General features: G+C 46.5%; 17 protein-coding genes and 4 tRNA genes. 7 read left to right on the top strand and 14 right to left on the bottom strand.

The window, feature by feature from the left end:
• Window positions 1-46 precede the first annotated feature (46 nt).
• The 5 genes from K6Y21_RS13320 to K6Y21_RS13300 all read right to left on the bottom strand — a co-directional run bounded on the left by K6Y21_RS13320 (window position 47) and on the right by K6Y21_RS13300 (window position 1,075).
• Window positions 47-137 (bottom strand) — tRNA-Ser (locus K6Y21_RS13320).
• Between the two features lie 17 nt (window positions 138-154).
• Window positions 155-239 (bottom strand) — tRNA-Leu (locus K6Y21_RS13315).
• Between the two features lie 43 nt (window positions 240-282).
• A tRNA-Asn gene (locus tag K6Y21_RS13310) sits at window positions 283-358 on the bottom strand.
• Window positions 359-362: 4 nt separating this feature from the next.
• Window positions 363-439, bottom strand: a tRNA-Pro gene (locus K6Y21_RS13305).
• Between the two features lie 285 nt (window positions 440-724).
• Window positions 725-1,075 (bottom strand): hypothetical protein, encoded by a 351-nt coding sequence (locus tag K6Y21_RS13300; RefSeq protein ID WP_233072330.1) that lies wholly within the window; start codon window positions 1,073-1,075, stop codon window positions 725-727.
• Between the two features lie 353 nt (window positions 1,076-1,428).
• Here K6Y21_RS13300 and K6Y21_RS13295 point away from each other — a divergent pair, with 353 nt between their 5' ends.
• The 3 genes from K6Y21_RS13295 to K6Y21_RS13285 all read left to right on the top strand — a co-directional run bounded on the left by K6Y21_RS13295 (window position 1,429) and on the right by K6Y21_RS13285 (window position 5,159).
• Window positions 1,429-2,631 (top strand): HDOD domain-containing protein, encoded by a 1,203-nt coding sequence (locus K6Y21_RS13295; RefSeq protein WP_233072329.1) that lies wholly within the window; start codon window positions 1,429-1,431, stop codon window positions 2,629-2,631.
• Between the two features lie 121 nt (window positions 2,632-2,752).
• Window positions 2,753-3,775, top strand: a complete 1,023-nt coding sequence (locus K6Y21_RS13290) for a LacI family DNA-binding transcriptional regulator (RefSeq protein WP_233072328.1) — start codon at window positions 2,753-2,755, stop codon at window positions 3,773-3,775.
• Window positions 3,776-4,109: 334 nt separating this feature from the next.
• Window positions 4,110-5,159, top strand: a complete 1,050-nt coding sequence (locus K6Y21_RS13285; RefSeq protein WP_233072327.1) for a hypothetical protein — start codon at window positions 4,110-4,112, stop codon at window positions 5,157-5,159.
• Window positions 5,160-5,173: 14 nt separating this feature from the next.
• On the opposite strand, the gene glnG is transcribed toward K6Y21_RS13285, so the two are convergent.
• The 4 genes from glnG to glnA all read right to left on the bottom strand — a co-directional run bounded on the left by glnG (window position 5,174) and on the right by glnA (window position 9,858).
• Window positions 5,174-6,589 carry a nitrogen regulation protein NR(I) gene (glnG, locus tag K6Y21_RS13280; protein WP_233072326.1) on the bottom strand — a complete coding sequence of 472 codons (1,416 nt, stop codon included), beginning with the start codon at window positions 6,587-6,589 and terminating at the stop codon, window positions 5,174-5,176.
• 4 nt (window positions 6,590-6,593) lie between these two features.
• Window positions 6,594-7,676, bottom strand: a complete 1,083-nt coding sequence (gene glnL, locus K6Y21_RS13275; protein WP_238486407.1) for a nitrogen regulation protein NR(II) — start codon at window positions 7,674-7,676, stop codon at window positions 6,594-6,596.
• Between the two features lie 68 nt (window positions 7,677-7,744).
• A complete protein-coding gene (locus K6Y21_RS13270) occupies window positions 7,745-8,275 on the bottom strand; it encodes a DUF4124 domain-containing protein (RefSeq protein WP_233072325.1) in 531 nt (176 codons plus the stop codon).
• Between the two features lie 173 nt (window positions 8,276-8,448).
• The gene (gene glnA / locus K6Y21_RS13265; RefSeq protein WP_233072324.1) at window positions 8,449-9,858 is read right to left on the bottom strand and encodes a glutamate--ammonia ligase; all 1,410 of its coding nucleotides are present in this window, start codon (window positions 9,856-9,858) and stop codon (window positions 8,449-8,451) included.
• A 562-nt stretch (window positions 9,859-10,420) separates the two neighbouring features.
• Between glnA and typA the strand changes: the two genes are divergently transcribed.
• Complete coding sequence (gene typA, locus K6Y21_RS13260; RefSeq protein WP_233072323.1) at window positions 10,421-12,244, top strand: translational GTPase TypA; 1,824 nt, start codon at window positions 10,421-10,423, stop codon at window positions 12,242-12,244.
• A 65-nt stretch (window positions 12,245-12,309) separates the two neighbouring features.
• Here the strand turns inward: typA and pbpG are convergent, their stop codons facing one another.
• The 3 genes from pbpG to K6Y21_RS13245 form a co-directional block, all read right to left on the bottom strand.
• Window positions 12,310-13,200: a D-alanyl-D-alanine endopeptidase gene (pbpG, locus tag K6Y21_RS13255; RefSeq protein ID WP_233072322.1), complete on the bottom strand. Its 891-nt coding sequence runs from the start codon at window positions 13,198-13,200 to the stop codon at window positions 12,310-12,312.
• A gap of 106 nt (window positions 13,201-13,306) precedes the next feature.
• Window positions 13,307-14,605, bottom strand: a complete 1,299-nt coding sequence (gene murA / locus K6Y21_RS13250; RefSeq protein ID WP_233072321.1) for a UDP-N-acetylglucosamine 1-carboxyvinyltransferase — start codon at window positions 14,603-14,605, stop codon at window positions 13,307-13,309.
• A 363-nt stretch (window positions 14,606-14,968) separates the two neighbouring features.
• Complete coding sequence (locus K6Y21_RS13245) at window positions 14,969-15,835, bottom strand: hypothetical protein (RefSeq protein WP_233072320.1); 867 nt, start codon at window positions 15,833-15,835, stop codon at window positions 14,969-14,971.
• Between the two features lie 127 nt (window positions 15,836-15,962).
• Between K6Y21_RS13245 and K6Y21_RS13240 the strand changes: the two genes are divergently transcribed.
• The 3 genes from K6Y21_RS13240 to dtd are packed head-to-tail and all read left to right on the top strand — an operon-like array spanning window position 15,963 to window position 18,269.
• Window positions 15,963-16,883 (top strand): virulence factor BrkB family protein, encoded by a 921-nt coding sequence (locus tag K6Y21_RS13240; protein ID WP_233072319.1) that lies wholly within the window; start codon window positions 15,963-15,965, stop codon window positions 16,881-16,883.
• Window positions 16,880-17,857, top strand: coding sequence for a prolyl aminopeptidase (gene pip, locus K6Y21_RS13235; protein WP_233072318.1), 978 nt, complete (start codon window positions 16,880-16,882; stop codon window positions 17,855-17,857). The genes K6Y21_RS13240 and pip overlap by 4 nt, the downstream gene beginning before the upstream one ends.
• Complete coding sequence (gene dtd / locus K6Y21_RS13230; protein WP_233072317.1) at window positions 17,832-18,269, top strand: D-aminoacyl-tRNA deacylase; 438 nt, start codon at window positions 17,832-17,834, stop codon at window positions 18,267-18,269. The genes pip and dtd overlap by 26 nt, the downstream gene beginning before the upstream one ends.
• A 5-nt stretch (window positions 18,270-18,274) precedes the next feature.
• On the opposite strand, the gene K6Y21_RS13225 is transcribed toward dtd, so the two are convergent.
• Window positions 18,275-19,315, bottom strand: coding sequence for an acyltransferase (locus K6Y21_RS13225; RefSeq protein ID WP_233072316.1), 1,041 nt, complete (start codon window positions 19,313-19,315; stop codon window positions 18,275-18,277).
• A 21-nt stretch (window positions 19,316-19,336) separates the two neighbouring features.
• Window positions 19,337-19,675: a hypothetical protein gene (locus K6Y21_RS13220; RefSeq protein ID WP_233072315.1), complete on the bottom strand. Its 339-nt coding sequence runs from the start codon at window positions 19,673-19,675 to the stop codon at window positions 19,337-19,339.
• Window positions 19,676-19,772: the final 97 nt, after the last annotated feature.

The following is a 19,772-nucleotide window of genomic DNA, read 5'->3' as shown; positions in this document are numbered from 1 at the left end:
AACTCATTCTGTTACCTAGCTATTTATAGAGTGCTAACTCTGAATATGGCGGAGGAGGAGAGATTTGAACTCTCGGAGAGCTATTAACCCTCGCCGGTTTTCAAGACCGGTGCATTCGGCCACTCTGCCACCCCTCCGGAAACTCTAATTGTAATGGTGCGGAAGGAGAGACTTGAACTCTCACACCTTGCGGCACTAGAACCTAAATCTAGCGTGTCTACCAATTTCACCACTTCCGCATTACAATCTGAACCTTGATCTATATATCAAGCGTTCCGAATTTGGCTCCTCCTGCTGGGATTGAACCAGCGACCTGCGGATTAACAGTCCGTCGCTCTACCAGCTGAGCTAAGGAGGAATAGTGGTCGGTGATGAGAGATTCGAACTCCCGACCCTCTGGTCCCAAACCAGATGCGCTACCAGGCTGCGCTAATCACCGACTGTGCTTACTTGGTTTTATCTGTTTCAGATTTCTCTGTTCGAAAGTTAATGCCTTAGGCTTTAACTAGAAGGCGTTGTAAGCGTCGCCGTGTCTCCGATGGCGCACATTATTAGGATTTCGCCTGTCTTTGTCAACACCCTGCAAAAAATAAATTAACCTTTAAAAACATGGTGTTAGCCTAATTGGTTGAAAAATATACTAACTTTTTTAATTTTTTATGTCTGTTCGATGAAAAAAAGCACAATTATTGTGTGAAAAATGTGCTTTTATTCGTGGGTCAGTTTAGTGGCAAATAAATGCCTTTAACCGGTTGGATAATAATTCAGCAAAATCAGGGTGGCACCGAATTGAATCGGTACTTTTGTTGGTGTGATTAATGATGTAAGCAATTAATCCACATAATGCTGAAAGCGGGGCGTTGATTAATAATCGAGGATTATGAAGGTAATCGGCACCTTCATAGCGTAACCAAGATCGGTATTCTTCTGTCTCAAGAAAATCAAACCTGTGTTGCAGGTGAGAAAAATGAGCTAGCGTAAGTTGATCTACGCTGTTGAAGGCTAAAGCCGCATTGATGTTTTGCAATTCCTTTTGCGAAAGTAAGGCGTCCACTTCATATAGAAAAATAGCCATGGCATAAATCCTGAAAGAAGAGGGGTATGAATCTGATCATAAACCTTGTTACCGGCACGCTCTGTGCCGCTAACGCAAATTAATATACCTAATTGGTGATATTAATCGCAATATCTGTCTATATATTGTACGTAGTGTGTGATCTTTGCCCATTTTTTTCCAATATTGGCAAGGGATTATAAAAGTAACTTATTTGGTGGAGGGGGGATATATGGCAACCCAATGAGTGAATCCTATCCAGTCAGCTCACCTTAAGTGAAAAATAGTGGAGGGCAAAGAATCATGCTTCTTGAGCTCACTGAGTGATATGGCCTATCCTTAACCTACATTTGCTTGAGGTTTAATCTCCCTTTATGAGTGCTGTTCAAAAATCTAACAACTTAACATTAGCGCAGCGGATCCATACCCGGTTCGATCACTTTCTAGTGGGTAAAAATTATGTTTTGGGTGACGAAGACTTCAATGATGGCTTGGAGCTAGAGTTACTTGAGCAAGAAGAAGATAAGGAAGTAAAAGAATCAGGCTGGAGTCAGCGGATCCTGCTGGATGTTGAAAAAGCCAGAGTCGAAAAAGAACAAGCTGCCAAGCGTCAACGGGCTAAAGCCCTACAAGTCGCAGCCAGCTATTTTAACAAGCGCCATATAAACGATATGCTAGGGCAATTGTCTGAGCCTGAGAGAGTGATGACGCATTTATTGCGGATGCCGTCATCGACAACGGATTTGTTGCTTAGCTTGACCTTGCCCTTTCCACGCTTATCGGCCATTGGCGCCATGTTAGAACAAAACCCTGAAGTGAAGAGACGCCTGCTCTATCTTGTTGGCAGTGATAGCTTTATGGAGTTGCTCGGCCGTAAACCTAGGGCGGTTAAAGATGCGCAAGCTGCCGTTGGCTTATTGGGTGTGGAAATCCTTAAACAAATTGTGCCAGCCATGGTGTTTAAGTATCGTATCAAAATGCACAATGCTGTGATCCCGGGCCTTGGCAAGAAGTTATGGCGACACATTTTGACCACAGGTTTAGCCACGTCTTATCTACTTGAGCAACAAGGATACAAGCGTCCAGCTGAAGGAATGATGTTAGGCGGTTTGCTGTTTTTGGGCCACATGGCATGTTTGCATCAGTTTTTACGTTCTTTCGATGAAACCATGGTTGACTGCCTTAATGAAGCCAGACAAAAAGGTGACAAAAAATTCCATGATTTACTCTTTGATGTGGAAGCCGACCCGCGAATTTTAGAAAAGTTTTTACAAGAGCGTGCACTCGAAATTGGTTTAGCGCTTGCTAAACAAGGTTTTCAAGAAGGCGCACCGCAGCTAATTACAGCATTACAAGAAGAAGTGGACGACCTCAGTTACGACGTACGCAGTACATTAGGCAAGGCGCTTTTTTCTGGGTTGCGCTTTTCTATTTTTGAACAGTTACGTGCGGCCAAATCTTTCAGCCAAGAAGAGCTGACGCCTTGGCGAGAATACACGCGCATCGCGCCAGCGATGTTCAAAGAAATGCACAACAAAGCCTTGCATCGCATTGATTACTCCCAGTTTGGTAGTTAGCCTGAGATCGAATGCACTGTCAGGCTTGAGCCTGATGGATTTAGGTAACTAAGCCATCCTATCGCGCTATCACGTTATCCTTGGTCAATGGTACTATCGGGTTAACGCATAGGGAGGTACCATGAACCAAGGCAGGAAACGAAAGAACAGTGGTCGAGTGACGCTCGCTGATGTCGCTAAATTAGCTGGTGTGGGCTCAATGACGGTATCGCGGGCGCTGCGTACCCCCGAGTTGGTCTCTGAAGGGTTACGTGCGCGCATCGATGCCGCGGTGGCTCAATTGGGTTATCTACCCAACAAGGCGGCAGGCGCATTGGCGTCATCGAGCTCAGATACCATCGCGGTGATTTTGCCTTCGCTAACGGAGTTTGCAACCAATGAAATGGTGCTTGCCCTAAAGTCAGTACTTGAGCCTGCGGGATATCAGTTGATTTTTACTGCGTCAAATTATGATTCGATGGAGGAAGAAAAACAGGTCAGGGCGTTATTGCAACACTCCCCCGCCGCCTTGATCTTGCCGGGTACGCCACACACACCACAGACCCTTAAGTACATTGCCAATATCAATTTGCCCGTGGTGGAAATTTCAGCGTTAACCTATGAACCCATCCACATCAATGTTGGCGTTGATCACCATGCCTCTGCCTATCAGTTAACTAAGTTTCTCTATATGAAAGGTTATCGCCAAATTGGCTTTATTGGTGCATATACTAACTTTGGTCGTTTTGCCATGCGTTTGGCTGGCTGGCAAAAAGCCATGCTAGATCATAATTTGGCCAGCCATCGCTTGGTATTGGGGTTACCTCAAGCTAGCTTTTCGGTGGGCGCGGATTGTTTGATCTCCACGCTGGAGCGTTGGCCGGATATTGATGCCGTGATTTGCAGCCACAGTGAATTAGCTGCGGGTTTAATCTTGGAGGCCAATAAGCGTGGGATTAAACTGCCTGAACAACTCGCCGTCGCCACATTTGATGACCCTAACCTGTGTAACACCTTGCAACCCAGCTTAACCACAGTGGATATTCCTTATGCAGAGGTAGGCAAAGAGGCCGCGCAAAGCTTGTTGGATGCACTGAATCATTCGCAGCGTAATCCAGTGATCAAGAGTATTGGCTTTAGAATCAAAACCAGGGCAAGCACTTAAAAAAAAGCAGGCTTAAAAGCCTGCCTAACCAACTGGGATGTGCTGGACAAATTTATCGTTCGATTTCTCTAAAGAAAGCGAAGATAAATAGAAACATCACTACCATATCATCAATAAATCATAAGCAACAGTTTGTATATGAATTTTAAATAGTGCGGTATGCGTTTTTGCTTATTATGGGGATTATTTAGCCTTAAGCTCAGATTTCGATGCCATTATTCTTGGCAAAGATCCCATTGCTTGGTGTCATTTATGTGTAGACTCGAACAAGTTGTAGCCTGAGCTGGACTTGCTAAGCTATTAGTAAAAGTAATAACAAGACAAAGGGGATTACATGAGCCAACCTTCTGCGTTTTCATCATTGGCGTGGCCAATGACCGCGATAAGCTTGATTTTGGCCGCCATTGGGTTTTATTTGTATTCTGACGCCCTTACCCAAGCTGAATCTGCTGTGCAACGAGCGCAAACGGCTCAACAGATAGAAAAACGCAGTTTGACTAAGCAGAGTGAGTTACAAAGGCAGCTCAATACGGCGATATATGATTTCGAGCAGCGCCAGCAAGCCTTTACTCAATTGAAAGATACCCTCGCTCAGCTGCAGCAAAAGACCGAGCAACAGCAAAATGAATGGCAGCAAAAACAACAGGCTTGGCAACAAAAAATAGCCAACCTGACCCATCAACAAGATGAGCTGGCACAAGCGCAAGCCAAAATGACCAACATGAATGACGAGTTAGTCGAGCTCAATGAGCAGCTCGCGGCGGCAAATGCGCAATTAGAAAAAGCCGTTCCAGAACAACAGGTGTTAGTGTTAAAGCAGCAGTTTGATACCTTGATGGCCGAGAATGAAGCACTTAAAGCCAGTGTTGACTCTGAAACCTCTGACAAGGCGCAACTTGTGATGGCGCTGGCCGATGCTAAAACTGAAATTGCACGGTTAGATCAGCAAATAGCCCGCGCAGATGCCCGTATTAATGAGCTCAGCCTTAGTTTAGAGTTAGATCCCCCCGCTAGCCCAGCAGATGCGAATACTTCCGTTCCTAAGCTAGAAGTGACGGTCGATACCCCCGCGGTAGTACTTCCCATTGAAGCTGACAACAATATCGAAAGCGAGGGACAGCGTGTTACCCAAGCGCCTGTGGAGGCCACTATCAGTCCCTCAATTGAGGCTCAATCTGAAGTACAACCCATAGTACAACCCTTACCCGATTTGGCGGCCCCAGAGGAGACGCCTGAGGACGCCTCTGTCAATATCACGGTGAACGCGCCTGTATCCGACGATATGGCGGAGCCTGCGGTCATCGAAGAGCCTGCGGTCATCGAAGAGCCTGCGGTCATCGAAGAGCCTGCGGTCATCGAGGCCCCTGAAGTCAATGAGCCCTAGGCACCGAGTAAAAGTTAAGAAATATTAAGCTCTAGTTCCTTCAGTTTGCGAGTTAGGGTGTTTCTTCCCCAGCCGAGTAAGCGGGCTGCTTCTTGCTTATGGCCATGGGTATGGGCCAAGGCGGCAGATAACATGATACGTTCAACCTCGGGTACCGTATTGGCTAAAATATCCACTTGGCCAGCCATTAATTGTTGCTCAGTCCAAAGCCGTAATTGTTGTTGCCACGTTTGTTGATTCGACGTGGTTGCTTCATCATTGCTAGGGGCTTGCAATAGCTCCGGTGGCAGATCGCTTAGTAACACCTCTTGTCCGCTTGCCATGACGGTTAACCAACGACAGACGTTTTCAAGTTGCCTAACGTTACCGGGCCAATTCAGTTGGGCCAGATAGTCTTGCACTTTAGGGTGAAGGGTTTTGGCTTCAACCGACAGTTCTTTTGCTGCCAGTAACAAAAAGTGGTTGGCGAGTTTGACGATATCTTCACGGCGTTCATTGAGTGAAGGAATGTGAATTCGGATCACATTAAGGCGATGAAACAAATCCTCACGAAAATCACCCTCAGCCACCTTGTGTTCGAGGTTTTGGTGAGTGGCGGCAATAATGCGCACGTCCACCTTAACCGAGGAATGACCACCGACACGATAGAACTGACCATCAGCCAGCACCCGTAACAAGCGAGTTTGAATGTCCAAGGGCATATCGCCTATTTCATCGAGAAATAAGGTACCGCCATTGGCTTGTTCAAAGCGGCCTTGGCGCACCGAATTGGCCCCAGTAAATGCGCCCTTTTCATGGCCAAACAACTCCGATTCGATCAAGTCTTTGGGGATAGCGGCCATGTTTAACGCAATAAAGGCGTTATCTTTACGCGGACTGTGCTTATGCAGCGCGTGTGCCACTAACTCTTTACCTGTACCTGATTGGCCATTAATCAATACACTGATACTAGAGCGTGATAAACGACCGATGGCGCGAAACACCTCTTGCATGGCGGGGGCTTCGCCGATAATTTCAGGTGCGGGTGAAGTGGGAGCCGTTGGCTCCTTGCTGGCCTTGGTCTCTTTGGCATGGATCAAAGCACGCTCAATGAGCGCCACGGATTCGTCGATATCAAAAGGCTTAGGTAAGTATTCAAAAGCGCCAGCTTGATAGGCGTTGACCGCGCTATCAAGATCCGAGTGGGCGGTCATGATCACAACAGGAATGTCAGGAAACTCTTGTTGTACCTGTTGCAATAAAGCGATGCCGTCAATACCTGGCATACGGATATCGGAAATGATGACATCCGGTTGCTCTACCATTAATTGTTGCCACATCAATTCACCATCGGCAAAACTTTGTGTGGCAATACCTGAAGGAGCAAGGGCTTTTTCCAGTACCCAACGAATAGAGCTATCGTCATCGACGATCCAGACTTTATTAGCCATATTGTTACTTCCTCAGTGGTAATTGAATAATAAATTCGGTGTGGGTCGGCCAACTATTACACTCTATCCGACCTTTGTGCTGATTAATGAGGTTTTGTGCGATGGATAAGCCTAAGCCAGTGCCTCCTTCGCGTCCCGTTACCATAGGGTAAAATAAGGTATCTTTTAGCTCTTGCGGTATGCCCGGTCCGTTATCGACAATGCGAATTTCGGCGGCTAAGCGAAATCGCTGACCATGAATGGTGACTTGAAACACAGTGCGCGTGATAATGTTGATTTCACCCTGTTCAGTGTCAGCCAGCGCTTGAATGGCATTTTGAATAATGTTCAAAAAGGCCTGCTGCATTTGTTCTTGCTGCATTTCAAAGTCAGGAATACTGGGATCATAGTCAACTTTGATCTTAATGTTGTCGCCCTTCGTGAGCTCAACCAGCTTTCGTACCTTCTCTAATACACTATGAATGTTATGAATTTCTTGCTGGCCAGGACATTGTGGTCCAAGTAGGCGATCAACCAAGTTACGCAAACGATCGGCTTGTTCTATGATGATTTCGGTGAACTCTTTCAGTTCGGGAGAAGGCAATTGTTTTTCTAACAATTGCGCGGCCCCACGCAAACCGCCGAGCGGGTTTTTTATCTCATGAGCAAGGCCGCGTACCAGTTCCTTCGCGGCTTGTTGCTGAGCGTGTTGGTAGATTTCTTGGCTAATCTTCTTCTGCTGATCAATCTGACGCATTTCCACCAAGGCATAGCCCAAGCCTGCTTGAAAATAAGGGGTGGCGGTAAGCTCAACCAATACCGCTTGGCCATCAATGACTAACGTGACTTCATTGTCGGTAAACCCATGGCCAGAGTGTAACGTTTTTTGAATTAAGGCAAAGTTTAGCGAGGTGTGCTCGAGTAATTGATCGAAGCGTAATCCCGTTAGTCGTTTTACGCTTTGTGCCAATAGCTGTTCGGCTGCTGGATTGGCATAGCTAATCTTTAGGCTATCATCGAGCAAAAAAACAGCAGAAACGAGATGCTCTAAAACAGACTCGGCATGAGGGTATGGTTGCAAGGGATCACCTATTTTTCTTTGCATCATTTTGGTGCATTAGCTTAGAACGAATCGCGCCCAGCACCAGAAAACAAAGCTGAAAAGGTGAGCGAGATCTATCTAACTGATGCGCGGCGTAAATGTACGGTTATAATTTCTGATGATGCAATTATCTTGCCGTTTTTATCAATAAGTTGAACCTGTAAATTATGGCTACCACGATCAATGTTGGTGACAAGGAGTGTGGGACTTTGATGTTTTTCACCCACTGGGGTGCCGTCGATCAATAATTGTAAGGTTTGGCCATCGCCAAACTCTGGCTTAACATCAACACTCACGCTAATGTTACCGTTGTTGTCGTACAGGGTGCTGTCATGAACGGGTGAGGTAATACTGGTGCGGTATTGTGTTTTCGATTGCTCGGCCACTGGCTTACCAGCGGGCTTATTTTTGGCTGTTGTGGTGACGGGCGTCACTGGCACCTTGTGGCTGGGCGAGACTTGAATACTGACTTTCTCTGCGCCTGCGACTTTTTTGTCCGAATAATGGACCGTCCCATTTTTATCAACCCAGCGATAAACCGTATCGGTTTGTGAAGCGCTGAGGTTAAGCGTGCAAAATCCTAGCAACAAAAATAAGTATTTCATGAATGCATCCCTTCTAATGGAAGCACAGTTTCTCTGATGCACAAAAAGATGGCAAGCAGGTAGTTGATACAAATGTGACTAATACTTAAAAATAGTGCAGGGAATACAAAAAAACCCGCATAAAGCGGGTTTTGTTACGGATTATTGGCGTGTTACCAATCGATACCGGGAAATTATACTGAGTAGTATTTTTGGTATTCTAGTGGGTGTACTGCCATGTTGATTTCTTCGTGCTCTGCACCTTTAAGGCCGATGTAAGCATCGATGAAGTCATCAGAGAATACGCCGCCAGCAGTTAGGAACTCACGGTCAGCATCTAGCGCTTCTAGTGCTTCTTTTAGTGAGTAAGCAACTTGTGGAATTGCTTTTGCTTCTTCAGCTGGTAGATCGTATAGATCTTTATCCATTGCATCACCAGGGTGGATCTTGTTCTTGATACCGTCAAGGCCAGCCATTAGTAGCGCAGAGAACGCTAGGTATGGGTTAGCTGTTGGATCAGGGAAGCGAACTTCGATACGACGTGCTTTTGGTGAAGGTACCACTGGGATACGGATAGACGCACTACGGTTACGTGCTGAGTAAGCTAGCATTACAGGTGCTTCAAAGCCTGGTACTAAACGCTTGTACGAGTTAGTCGATGCGTTAGTGAAAGCGTTGATTGCACGAGCGTGCTTGATGATACCGCCGATGTAGTAAAGAGCCGTTTCAGATAGGCCGCCGTATAGGTCGCCAGAGAACAAGTTCTTACCATCTTTTTGTAGAGATTGGTGAACGTGCATACCGCTACCGTTGTCACCAACAAGTGGCTTAGGCATGAAAGTCGCTGTTTTACCGTAAGCGTGTGCTACGTTGTGAACAACATACTTGTAGATTTGGATTTCGTCCGCTTTTGGCACAAGTGTGTTAAAACGACAAGCAATTTCGTTTTGACCTGCTGTTGCTACTTCGTGGTGATGCGCTTCTACTACTAGGCCCATCTCTTCCATTACCAGACACATCGCTGAGCGGATGTCGTGAGAAGAGTCAACAGGTGCTACTGGGAAGTAACCGCCTTTCACGCCTGGACGGTGACCGATGTTACCGTCTTCGTATTCTTTACCTGTGTTCCAAGCTGCCTCTTTGTCATCTACTTGGTAGAATACGTGGCCCATTGAGTTGCCGAAACGTACGTCATCAAATAGGAAGAATTCTGGCTCAGGACCGATGAATACGTCATCAGCAATGCCTTCGCTACGCATGAAGTCTTCAGCACGACGAGCGATAGAGCGTGGGTCACGGTCGTAACCTTGCATTGTATCTGGCTCTAGGATGTCACAACGGATGTTAAGAGTTGTTTCGTCAGTGAACGGGTCGATAACAGCAGTAGATGCGTCTGGCATCATGACCATGTCTGATTTTTCAATGCCTTTCCAGCCTGCGATTGAAGAGCCGTCGAACATTTTACCTTCAGAGAAGAAATCTTCGTCGACTTGATGCGCAGGGATAGAGATGTGTTGCTCTTTACCACGAGTATCAGTGAAACGTAAATCAACGAATTTAACATCATGCTCTTTAAGTAGAGCTAAAACGCTTTGTGCGGACATGCTTTATAACCTCCGGTGTCATCAATATTGATGGCTTGTGTAAATAGACAAAATAAACTGGTTTTGCTTAATGCTAAAAGCGTGCCAAATTTGTCATCCCTTGCAAATAGGGCTTCAACGCAAATGTTGATGCCGAATCTTATTATCGATTGCCCTAACTTGGTGCAGTTATGGATCTTTGTGGTGCAAATCCCGTTACAATCAGTTAAGGCTGGTTATTAATAGCAGATGGGGCGCTTGTGAGCAATTATTCACCGCTTATGGTAGCGATAAATTATTTAAAAATTATGAAAGTAACGATCTGATGATAGCTTGTGTTGAAGGGGTATTTTTAACCTCAATAGTGTGACTTGCTGCTATATTTTTTGTTTATGCTTAATGGCTATCTTCTCAACTTGATGGGCCTGTAATGGGATGGTGAAATTTCCAGCAAATGCGGGGGTGATCGTTAGGTAATTTAACTAAGTGATGAAATGTGATCGCATTAAAACTATTTTATTTGACAATTGATCTATACAATAACGCCGAATTTTTATCCAAACCAATTTTGAGGCACTGAGCTGTGTTAGAAAAATTAAGAAATATTGCAATCATTGCGCACGTTGACCACGGTAAAACAACACTGGTTGATAAACTGCTGCAACAATCTGGCACACTAGTGAGCCGTGGTGACGCTGAAGAGCGTGTTATGGATTCTAACGATCTTGAAAAAGAGCGTGGTATTACCATCCTAGCTAAAAACACCGCGATTGAATGGAACGATTACCACATCAACATCGTAGATACTCCCGGACACGCCGACTTCGGTGGTGAGGTTGAACGTATTCTGTCTATGGTTGACTCGGTGTTATTATTGGTTGACGCAGCCGATGGCCCGATGCCACAAACGCGCTTCGTAACCCAAAAAGCCTTTGCTCAAGGCCTAAAGCCGATTGTTGTTATTAACAAGGTAGACAAGCCAAGCGCCCGTCCTGACTGGGTGATGGATCAGGTATTTGATTTATTTGATAACCTAGGTGCAACCGACGAGCAGTTGGATTTCCAAGTGGTTTACGCTTCTGCATTGAATGGTTTTGCCACGCTAGACGTGGACACCCCGTCTGACAACATGGAGCCTCTGTTCCAAGCTATCGTTGATAACGTAGCCGCGCCGGATGCCGACCCTGAAGGTCCATTCCAAATGCAAATTTCACAGCTAGACTACAACTCGTATGTGGGTGTAATCGGTGTTGGCCGTGTTTCTCGCGGTAAAGTGAAAGTAAACCAACAAGTCACGGTTATCGGCGCAGACGGTAAGAAGCGCAACGGTAAAGTGGGCCAAGTATTGGGTTACTTGGGTCTAGAGCGTCATGATGTTGAAGAAGCGCAGGCGGGCGACATCATCGCCGTGTCTGGTTTAGGTGAGCTAAAAATTTCTGATACCATCTGTGATCAAAATAATGTTGAAGCGCTACCACCCCTTTCGGTTGATGAGCCAACGGTAACCGTCACCTTCCAAGTAAACAATTCACCGTTTGCTGGCCAAGAAGGTAAATACGTTACTTCTCGTAACATTCTAGAGCGCCTAGAAAAAGAATTGGTACACAACGTAGCCCTACGTGTTGAAGAAACAGATGATCCGGATAAATTCCGCGTATCTGGCCGTGGTGAGCTTCACCTAGGTATCTTGATCGAAAACATGCGTCGTGAGGGCTACGAGCTTGCGGTTTCTCGCCCAGAGGTAATTACTCGCACGGTTGATGGTCAGTTAGAAGAACCTTACGAAACCGTGACTATCGACGTAGAAGAAGAGCACCAAGGTTCTATCATGGAGCAGCTTGGCCTACGTAAAGGCGAAATGACCGATATGTCGCCAGATGGTAAAGGTCGTATTCGTATGGACTTCATGATCCCAAGCCGTGGCTTGATCGGTTTCCAAACTGAATTCATGACCTTAACCTCTGGCTCTGGTTTGATTTACCACACCTTCTCTCACTACGGTCCACACAAAGGTGGCGTGATTGGTCAGCGTAAGAATGGTGTATTGATTGCTAACGCAACGGGTAAAGCCCTCACCAATGCACTATTTAACCTACAAGAGCGTGGCCGTATGATGGTTGAACACGGCACCGAGGTTTACGAAGGCATGGTTATCGGTATCCACAGCCGTGACAACGACCTAACCGTAAACGCTCTTAAAGGTAAGCAGCTAACCAACGTTCGTGCATCGGGTACCGATGAAGCGCAAGTATTAACGCCACCAATCAAGATGACTCTTGAGCAAGCGATGGAGTTTATCGATAACGATGAATTGGTTGAGGTCACCCCACAATCGATTCGTATTCGTAAGCGTTACTTGACTGAGAATGAGCGTAAGCGTATGTCTCGAGCCCCTAAAGATGCTTAATTAAGCTGATTTAGCCGCAAAAAAAAGCCAGCGATTAAGCTGGCTTTTTTTTCATTGGATTTTGGCTAAGCGGGTTTACGCTGCGCTAATTTGGTCTTTTGGTATTGTTTGGCTGAGTCGCTTATCTTGCCGCTATGGCCTGTTTCTAGCCACTTTTTAATTCGTCCAGCATCGCCCACCGGGGTGCGCTTACCGTACGAATCCAGCATGACCATAATGGTTTGCTTACCTTGTAGTTTTGTCACCATCACTAAGCAGCGTCCCGCTTCATTTAGAAAGCCGGTTTTACTCAGGCTCACATCCCATTTATCGCCTCTCACCAATACGTTGGTGTTGGTATAGCCCAACACGTAGCGTGGCTTGCTGAAATTCGCAGTATGCGTCGCTGTGGTGCTGTACTTGCGAATTAAGGGGTAATTATAAGCGGCGGCCACGAGGCGGCTTAAATCTCGCGCGGTTGAGCGATTCATGGGTGATAGGCCGGTGGCTTCAACAAATTGAGTGTGCTCCATGCCCAGCATCTTGGCTTTAGCGTTCATGGCTTTTACAAACGCGGTATACCCTCCGGGGTACGTAGCACCGAGGGCGGCTGCGGCCAAATTTTCCGATGACATTAAGGCTAAGCGTATGGCTTCACCTCGACTAATTTGTGAGCCAGTGCGGATCCTCGAATGGCCGTATTCAATCAGGGCGCGATGATTTTTGGTGAAGGTGATTTTTTCTTTTAATGATTGCCCTGAATCCAAAATCACCATGGCTGTCATGACTTTGGTAATGGACGCAATGGGCATCAACAGATCCGCATTTTTGGCCGCGATGGTTTTACCGGTTTTGTAATCGGCCACGTAAGCGCTGACCGATGCGAGTTGTAAATGCTTTTGACTTGGGGCGGCATGAGAATAGGTGGCAAATAAAGTAACGATGATAAAGCCGATAGCGAGTAGGTTGCGAAACAAGGGATGCGCCTCTGGAAATTAAAAATCAGAGCTTTTCATACTTCTCGCGTGCTGACAAGCATGGTGACCCCCAAGCTACCTCAACTTGGGGGGTGGCTCACTTCACCTACCCACATAGTGAAAGGTGGGTGACATTCACACTCGTATCATCTGCGTCTCTTTGTATGGTGGCCCCCAGCTGCATTAGTTTACTGGCTAGATTGTGATAGCCGCGGTCTAAATGATGGATTTGCCTGACTTCAGTGGTGCCATTCGCCACCAGTCCGGCTAATACGAGAGCAGCGCCTGCGCGTAGGTCAGAGGCGTTGACCGGTGCGCCAGATAAGCTTGTGCTGCCGATAATATAAGCGCTGTTACCTTTGACCCGGATGTTGGCCCCCAGGCGATTAAGCTCATCAACATGTTGAAAGCGATCGGGGTAGATATGGTCGGTGATCTGAGTAATGCCCGGCAAACTGGCGCACAAGGCCATCCACTGCGGTGCTAAATCCGTTGCAAATTGTGGATATGGCCCTGTTTTAATGGACATGGGTCGCAACCCTTGGCGTTGAGCGTCAAGGGTTATCGAGTCTTGGTCATATTGGATATCGGCGCCGCAGTCACTTAGCTTAGTGAGTAATGCGGTTAAATGCGCTGGAATAACCTGGTTTAGGCGAACGCGGCCTCGAGTCATGGCGGCGGCGATCAAATAGGTGCCAGCCTCGATACGATCTGGGATCGCGTTGATTTCAGTGGGCGCAAGTTGATCAACACCTGCAATACATAAGGTTGTGGTACCTTTGCCAAAAATGTTCGCTCCCATGGCATTGAGCTGGTCAATCAGGTTATCAATTTCGGGTTCAATAGCCGCATTGAATAAACGTGTGGTGCCCTCGGCCAATACCGATGCCAGTAGCATATTAACGGTGGCGCCCACTGATGAGGTGGAAAAAGTAAAATCGACGCCTTTTAATTTCCCTGCGTAGGCGTGAATATTGCCATGGGTTAGCTCAACCTTAGCAGCCAGTGCTTGCATGCCTGCTAAGTGAAGATCGACTGGCCTTGGCCCCCATGCGCAGCCGCCCGGTAAAGCAACATTCGCTCGACCATATCGGGCTAACAAGGGCCCCAGCACATAAATAGAAGCGCGCATTTTGGTCACTAAATGATAAGGGGCTTGGTGGCCATGGCAAGCCTGAGTGTCGATGGTTAAACGGGATCCTTGGTGATCAACCTTAGCGCCTAGGTAACGCATTACCTGCGCCATGGTCGCGACATCATCCAGTTGTGGCACATTATTTATGATGGATTTGCCCTTACATAACAAAGTGGCGGCCATCAAAGGTAATACCGCATTTTTGGCGCCACTAATATCGATTTGGCCTTGTAAGGGGGGCTGGGCTGACACTTGATAATAATCATTCATGTTGTTGGCTCTGGGTTAGTGAACATGTTGATCAGTAAAACAAATAATGTGGGCAATATCGGGGAGCAAAAATGGCAGATTATGGCAAGCAAGCGTCAAATACGGATGAGCGAGGTATGTGGCTACTAAAATTACATTAGGATTGAATGAGGCGAACGAATGCATACGAGCATTATCTCTGCCCGCATGGGGGTGTTTTATTTGACTACTAAAATTATATTAGGATTGAATGAGGCGAACGAATGCATACGAGCAGTATCTCTGCCCGCATGGGGGTGTTTTATTTGGCTACTAAAATTGCATTAGGATTGAATAATGATAAAGAGTGAATGCGAGCAGTATCACTGCCCGCATGGAGTGGTTTTAAATGGCGGCCCAAACTAGATCGTTAGCATTAAGGTTGGTTGTTGTTGTGGTTTGTTCAAAGTTACCATCGTTATCTTCGTCAAGAGACAGTACATAGCTACCGCCTTGTTGCTCAACCTTTAATGTACTTGCTTCGCCAGTGAGTAACAGGCTGGCACCTGATGTTGATAGATTAACGCTACCATAGTCACTATGGGTCAAGGTGCCACTCGCTTGATCTGGCAATAAGCTATTACCATTAAAGCTCATTTGCAGATTGTTCGAGCTAATGCTAATCCCGCTTGGATTATGTTGGCGTACTAAGTTTTGTACGCTAGTTATACCAGCATCGCCAAATAAGCTAAGACGGATAGTGCCACTAATGGTGTCATCCATTGCTTGGTAATTATTGAGTGCACTGGCCGCCATTTTCATATTAAAGGCATCATAGCTAATGAGCATGCCCTTAGTGATATCGATGCCGTTCACGCTAAATCCACCATCAAAGGAAAGCTCACTGGATAATTCACAGTGACTAAACGAGAACTTACCGCTAGTTTCGTTGGCCATATCATAATTAAGAGTACCTCCGCCGGGGCAGTCTTCGCTACCTGAAAGCAGGCTAGCTCTAGCCGCTCCACGAGGTGAAATCTGATCTGAGATAAGATTGACCATATTTGATGAACTATTACCTATGCTGCTATTGCTCAGTACCGCTTGGGTTAATTCTGATGCGTTATTGGTCGTGATATTCGCTTGGGAGCTTGGGATTTCAGCAACGTCACCATTGCTCTCGGTACTAGAAGAACCACTACTGCCACCACAAGCCGTTAAGGTTACGAGAGGAAGCGCTAGACAAATTAACGATTTCTTTAAGTAATACATAATGTTCTCAAGTTACTGGGAAAATGCCATTATACTTAACCCAAGCACGCCATCTATGATGTAATACGGTGTTTTTGTGCTAATTATTTGATGTTTTTTGTATTTGTGATCGGGTTAAGGTGGGGTCATGTCAACAGGGAAGCTGCATTACCAACAGCAATTCATGGCTTTAGGCCGCCATGCCTTGGCATTTGCCATTCATGTTTATCATCGTGCCAGTGAAGACAGGGTGAAAGTGACCGCCGGATATCTAGCTTATGTCACTTTATTGTCTTTGGTGCCCATGCTTGCTGTGGTGTTTGCCGTCATGTCGGCATTTCCTGTGTTTCAAGAGATGCAGGTGCTGATTGAGGATTTTGTCTACGCTAATTTTGTGCCCGCCGCCGGTGAAGCCGTGAGAGAAAACCTCACTGGCTTTATTGCTAACACCAATAAAATGACTGCAATGGGGATCACCGCCCTGATGTTTGTGGCCTTGCTGTTGATTTCGGCTATCGACCAAAATCTAAACCACATTTGGCGGGTGAAGAAAAAACGTAACATGGCGAGCGCCTTTGCCATGTATTGGATGGTGTTGACCTTAGGCCCCGTGATTGCGGGAGCCAGTATCGCAATGAGCTCTTATGTGGTGTCGATGAATTTTATCACTGACCCTGATTTAAAAACCCATGGTCAAAAGATGCTTGCCTTACTGCCTTTGGCCATTTCTACCTTAATGTTTCTTGGCATGTATACCTTAGTACCCAACACGCGTGTGAAGATCCGCCATGCGATTGTGGGAGCCGTGGTGGCGGCTATCTTGTTTGAGTTATCAAAAAAAGGCTTTGCTTTTTACATTACTCAGTTTCCTTCTTACCAAGCCATTTATGGTGCGCTGGCCACCATCCCCATTTTGTTTGTTTGGGTATATTTAAGTTGGATTATCGTGTTAGTTGGCGCTGAGCTAACCGCAGCGTTAGGCGATTATCCGGGACTGAGTGTATTGACCCAGCTGGATCACAAACATCAAGGCTTAACCTCGCCATCAGAACCGCAGGAAAAATTATGAAAACCCTTTATCCAACCATAGTGACCTACGCAGAGCACCAATTACCCGTCAGTGACTTACACACCTTATATGTAGAAGAGTCGGGCAATCGTCAGGGGATCCCTGTGTTATTTATTCATGGCGGGCCTGGCTCGGGCAGCAGTGCTGATAGTCGCCGTTTTTTCGACCCTGAAATTTATCGCATTGTGGTATTTGACCAGCGTGGTTGTGGCCGTTCGACTCCCCATGCCAGTTTAATCGATAACAACAGTCAAGCTTTGGTCGCCGATATGGAAAAAATTCGCGATTATTTGGGCATCGACGCTTGGTTATTATTTGGCGGCTCTTGGGGCAGTACTTTAGCCTTATTGTACGCGCAAGCTTATCCTGAGCGTGTTACCGGCATGATTTTACGAGGTATTTTTCTATCTAGACCGCAAGACTTTGACTGGTTATATCAAGGTGATGGCGGTGCGGCGCAAGTATTTCCTGACTATTACCAAGAGTTTGCCACTCCCCTTGGCCACGAATTGGCCGCGCAAGATAGGTTAGGCCAATACCATGCGTTGCTGACTTCCGACAACGAGCTCGAGCGATTGGCGGCAGCTAAGGCTTGGTGTATCTGGGAAGGGCGTATTAGTACTTTACATGCTAAAGAAGATGTTACCGAGACTTATGGCGAGCCTCACCTAGCCTTATCGATGGCACGTATTTCGGCTCACTACTTTGTTAATCAAAGCTTTATAGAAACCCCCATCTTACAAAACATGGCCAAGATAGCGCATTTACCTGCCATGATAATTCATGGTCGTTATGACATGGTGTGTAAGCTTGAAAACGCCACTAGCCTTGTGGCTAATTGGCCTACGGCTCAGCTGCAAATTGTGCCAAACGCTGGTCATAGTGCAATGGAGCAAGGTATGATTGATGCTCTGTGTAAAGCAACTTCTAGCATGGCAAAAATTATTTATGATCGCTCTCATTCAAAGGGTTAGCAGCGCAAGTGTCACAGTGGAACAACAAGTGACGGGCGCCATTGACCAAGGTTTACTGATCTTACTTGGTGTCGAAAAAGGCGACGACCAAGCTAAAGCCAAGCGCCTGTGTGAAAAGGTGTTGGCCTATCGTGTGTTTAGCGATGAGCAAGGTAAGATGAATTTAAACGTGGCGCAAGTTGGCGGCAGTGTGCTGGTGGTATCGCAATTTACCCTTGCTGCCGACACCAAAAAAGGCACCCGTGCGGGCTTTTCTCGTGGCGCGGATCCGCAAGAGGCTGAGCAATTGTATGATTACTTTACAAGGTGTTGCAAAAACGCGGGAGTGAACACTCAAAATGGGGTGTTTGCTGCTGATATGCAAGTTCAACTCACCAATGATGGCCCGGTGACTTTTTGGCTGCAGGTATAAGCTTGTCAGGGGACCAGTTTTTGTAACAAGGGCAGTTTGGCTAACATCATGCTACTAAGGAGCGAGAGCAAAACGACTATCAGCGTCAGTAACGGGATGGCCAGCCAATTACTCGCAAACCAGGTGTAATATCCCGCTTCGATATTGCGTATTGGAATTAAAAACAGGGGATGAATTAAGTAAATGCCGAAGCTATAACGGGCGACCAGGCTGATCCCCTGCCTCAACTTACCTGCGATCATATCGGCATAAGCCTGAGCTAAGACAAACACCATTGCGGCAATAATGGCCGTATTAAAGCTCTTATAACCCATAAAGAAGATGGCGTATCGACCGTGCTCGTGACTAAGCTGCCAAGTACCCACCAGATTAAATACCAGCATTGCCCCCCCTGCCCAAAACCATAAGGGCAGGTCATCGCGGTTATTTCGATTGATTAAATACCAGCCCAGCACTAAATAGCCACTGTAAAGCAGCAAAGGTTGGCGCAGCACAGTGTCCACTTCCAGCCAATGGAGTAGCGTTAGAGCAAACCAAGCGTACAGTAAGAATTTAATTCTTTGTTCAGCCATTTGCCTGAGCACAGGGGCCAGCAAGGGAATGACAAAGTACATTGGGATGAATGAATAAAAGAACCAAAGGTGGTACCAAGTCGGATGATTGTTGGCTTGGCTTAAGAGGGTGCGAGTTTGCTCCCAGTGCCAACCCGTGGTATCCATGCCACCTATCATGGCGTAGATCAGGCTCCATATGACAAAAGGTAACAGCACTTTAACTACGCGGCGCTTAATGTAATGGTGGCAATCAAATGGTGATTGGGCCGTGATCTGATGGGTGATAAGCAAGGCGCCACTGATCATAAAAAATACCGGCACCGCCCAACGTAACAGGCCGTTATAACTGACAGCCGCGAGCCATTGGTTTTCATCAACTATGCCAAATTGCTCACGCCAAGGCCCGAGCACATGAATGGCCACAACGGCGATGGCGGCAATACAGCGCAAAAAATCAATAAAAAATAGGTTCGACTTGCTTGATGGCGCCATCGTTAACTCAATGCTAATCCGTTAGCGTGACAGTATATCAACAATTTCACGGGTATTTTTAATCACCTTAATGGTGTCGTTGTCTATGTCGATCCATTCATATTTATCATTTTTGTTGCCTGGGCGCTTGTGTCCGAAACGGTAAATATCCCAATCTAGGATATCACCTCGGCGTAGCTTTTTTTTCCAGCCGGGCGGTAGTTCTCCCCCTCTATCTACTTTTTTCTCAAGGCCTGGGGGCAAGACCTTTTGCTGTTTGTCATGCTTGTCGTTTTTGGCATGTACTTGCCCTGCCAGCAGCAAACTGCCAACAAAGAAGAGGACTAAACGGGTTAATAAGGATTTGTGAATAGCGACCATGGCTAACTCCAATCAGTAGGGGTGACTTAATTGTAAACCAAAGCGTCAAAAACTCGCTTAGGTCTTTACGTTAAATTGCACAGTCAGCGCTTGAGCT

This window comes from Motilimonas eburnea (assembly GCF_021295345.1).
In the GTDB taxonomy this organism is placed as follows: domain Bacteria; phylum Pseudomonadota; class Gammaproteobacteria; order Enterobacterales; family CBDFNC01; genus Motilimonas; species Motilimonas eburnea.
The sequence above is the reverse complement of the archived record's forward strand: the minus strand, read 5'-3'. Positions and strand labels throughout refer to the sequence as shown.

What these genes read in the sequence shown, in the direction of transcription:
- K6Y21_RS13245 (WP_233072320.1), bottom strand. Translation starts at nt 15,835, where the DNA reads ATGTATTACTTAAAGAAATCGTTAATTTGTCTAGCGCTTCCTCTCGTA.
- K6Y21_RS13220 (WP_233072315.1), bottom strand. Translation starts at nt 19,675, where the DNA reads ATGGTCGCTATTCACAAATCCTTATTAACCCGTTTAGTCCTCTTCTTT.
- K6Y21_RS13285 (WP_233072327.1), top strand. Translation starts at nt 4,110, where the DNA reads ATGAGCCAACCTTCTGCGTTTTCATCATTGGCGTGGCCAATGACCGCG.
- dtd (WP_233072317.1), top strand. Translation starts at nt 17,832, where the DNA reads ATGATCGCTCTCATTCAAAGGGTTAGCAGCGCAAGTGTCACAGTGGAA.
- pip (WP_233072318.1), top strand. Translation starts at nt 16,880, where the DNA reads ATGAAAACCCTTTATCCAACCATAGTGACCTACGCAGAGCACCAATTA.
- glnA (WP_233072324.1), bottom strand. Translation starts at nt 9,858, where the DNA reads ATGTCCGCACAAAGCGTTTTAGCTCTACTTAAAGAGCATGATGTTAAA.
- K6Y21_RS13290 (WP_233072328.1), top strand. Translation starts at nt 2,753, where the DNA reads ATGAACCAAGGCAGGAAACGAAAGAACAGTGGTCGAGTGACGCTCGCT.
- K6Y21_RS13240 (WP_233072319.1), top strand. Translation starts at nt 15,963, where the DNA reads ATGTCAACAGGGAAGCTGCATTACCAACAGCAATTCATGGCTTTAGGC.
- murA (WP_233072321.1), bottom strand. Translation starts at nt 14,605, where the DNA reads ATGAATGATTATTATCAAGTGTCAGCCCAGCCCCCCTTACAAGGCCAA.
- K6Y21_RS13225 (WP_233072316.1), bottom strand. Translation starts at nt 19,315, where the DNA reads ATGGCGCCATCAAGCAAGTCGAACCTATTTTTTATTGATTTTTTGCGC.
- glnG (WP_233072326.1), bottom strand. Translation starts at nt 6,589, where the DNA reads ATGGCTAATAAAGTCTGGATCGTCGATGACGATAGCTCTATTCGTTGG.
- K6Y21_RS13295 (WP_233072329.1), top strand. Translation starts at nt 1,429, where the DNA reads ATGAGTGCTGTTCAAAAATCTAACAACTTAACATTAGCGCAGCGGATC.
- glnL (WP_238486407.1), bottom strand. Translation starts at nt 7,676, where the DNA reads ATGATGCAAAGAAAAATAGGTGATCCCTTGCAACCATACCCTCATGCC.
- K6Y21_RS13300 (WP_233072330.1), bottom strand. Translation starts at nt 1,075, where the DNA reads ATGGCTATTTTTCTATATGAAGTGGACGCCTTACTTTCGCAAAAGGAA.
- K6Y21_RS13270 (WP_233072325.1), bottom strand. Translation starts at nt 8,275, where the DNA reads ATGAAATACTTATTTTTGTTGCTAGGATTTTGCACGCTTAACCTCAGC.